At 62.8% G+C, this 1,499-nt stretch carries 2 protein-coding genes; one reads left to right on the top strand and one right to left on the bottom strand.

Translation table 11 applies throughout. The features are described from left to right. The gene (locus UNPF46_RS37240) at nt 1-1,161 is read right to left on the bottom strand and encodes an IS630 family transposase (protein ID WP_142253340.1); all 1,161 of its coding nucleotides are present in this window, start codon (nt 1,159-1,161) and stop codon (nt 1-3) included. Here UNPF46_RS37240 and UNPF46_RS37235 point away from each other — a divergent pair. Then, nucleotides 1,154-1,498 carry a LexA family protein gene (locus UNPF46_RS37235; protein ID WP_245448626.1) on the top strand — a complete coding sequence of 115 codons (345 nt, stop codon included), beginning with the start codon at nt 1,154-1,156 and terminating at the stop codon, nt 1,496-1,498. The genes UNPF46_RS37240 and UNPF46_RS37235 overlap by 8 nt on opposite strands. Nucleotide 1,499: the final 1 nt, after the last annotated feature.

Genomic DNA, 1,499 nt, shown 5'->3' with positions numbered 1-1,499 from the left:
CTAGTACCTCGACACAGAGGTTTTGACTCTTTGTTTTTGCACCGCTTCGGCGGGTATTTTGGGGTAGGCGCGGCCCAATTTGGCGCGCGCCTTCTGGGTTGTGAACATCCAGTTGATCTGGGCGCGCTCGGCGTTGCGACGTTTTTCCCAAGCGACGGTCTCTCTGACAAGACGGGCATAGCTGTCGATGCGGCGGTCGAGACACTGTCGGACGAGGATTCCGATCTCGATCTCGACCATGTTGAGCCAGCTGGCATGTTTCGGAGTGTGATGGAACTCCAGGCGTCGTAGCAGCCGACGAGCCTGATCGGCCGGGAACGCCTGATAGAGTGCGCCGGCCGTATGAGTGGACAGATTATCGAGCACGACGCGAATGCGATCGGCTTTGGGATAATGCACGTCGACCAGTTCGCGCATGCACTCGGCGAAGTCGGTGGCGGCCCTGTGCGCGGTGGCCTTTACCTTGCGCCACGGTCGGTTCACGTCGATGACCACGAACAGATTGGCGGTGCCGTTGCGCCGATACTCGTAATCGTAGCGCTCGATCCGTCCAGGCTTTGCCGGGATCGGTGGCCGGACCTCGCCGATAAGCTGGACCGGGCTCTCGTCGAAGCAGACCACCGGTTGCCGCGGATCGGGCGGCGCGGCGTATAGATCGAGCACGTCCTCCATGCGCGCGACATATTCCGCGTCGACTTTTGGAATGCACCACATGCTCCTGCGCCATGGCTTGAGATCGTTCTCGGCCAAGCGCCGCCGCACCGTCTCACGCGACAGGCTCTCGTGAGACGTCAATCTGATCATCTCATCAGCCAGAAGCTCAAGCGTCCAACGCGCGCGACCGGCCGGAGGGCTCGAACAGGCGGTGGCCACAAGCAGGGCCTCCTCCTTGTCGGTGAGCTTGCGTTCCGCCCCGGCACGCGGCTCCTCACTCAGGGCGGCAGCCAGATTGCCTTCGACGAAACGCCGCCGGGTCCGGTAGACCGTCGAATGGCCGACGCCTACGCTGGTGGCAATGTCGTCGTCGCTGAGTCCGGCATCCGCCGCCAGCAGGATCTGCGCCCGCTTGAGCTTGCGCACCGCCTGGCTACCTCCACTCAGCAGAAGCTCGAGCTCCGTGCGCTCCGCGCAGCTTAGATCGACATGATAACGTATGTTCATCACAGCCTCCGTTCTGGAGGCCCAGCTGAATCGACCGATGAATCAAATGTCTGGCAAGACCCCGCCCGGCTTCACCCCTAAGCAGGGCCAGTATCTGGCGTTCATCGACGCCTACACCCGCGTCAACCGGCGCCCGCCGGCCGAGCGCGACATCCAGCGCTATTTCGGCGTCACGCCGCCGACCGTGCACCAGATGATCCTCACGCTCGAGCGCGCCGGGTTCATCCGCAGAACACCCGGTGGCCCACGCAGCATCGAAGTCCTCGTCGCCCCCGAGCAGCTACCGATCTTGCAGGACCCAGATCAACCAGTCAAAACCTCTGCGTCGAGGTACTAGT

This window comes from Bradyrhizobium sp. UNPF46 (genome assembly GCF_006658625.1).
Classification (GTDB): Bacteria; Pseudomonadota; Alphaproteobacteria; order Rhizobiales; family Xanthobacteraceae; genus Bradyrhizobium; species Bradyrhizobium nitroreducens.
The sequence above is the reverse complement of the archived record's forward strand: the minus strand, read 5'-3'. Positions and strand labels throughout refer to the sequence as shown.

What these genes read in the sequence shown, in the direction of transcription:
- UNPF46_RS37235 (WP_245448626.1), top strand. Translation starts at nt 1,154, where the DNA reads ATGTTCATCACAGCCTCCGTTCTGGAGGCCCAGCTGAATCGACCGATG.
- UNPF46_RS37240 (WP_142253340.1), bottom strand. Translation starts at nt 1,161, where the DNA reads ATGAACATACGTTATCATGTCGATCTAAGCTGCGCGGAGCGCACGGAG.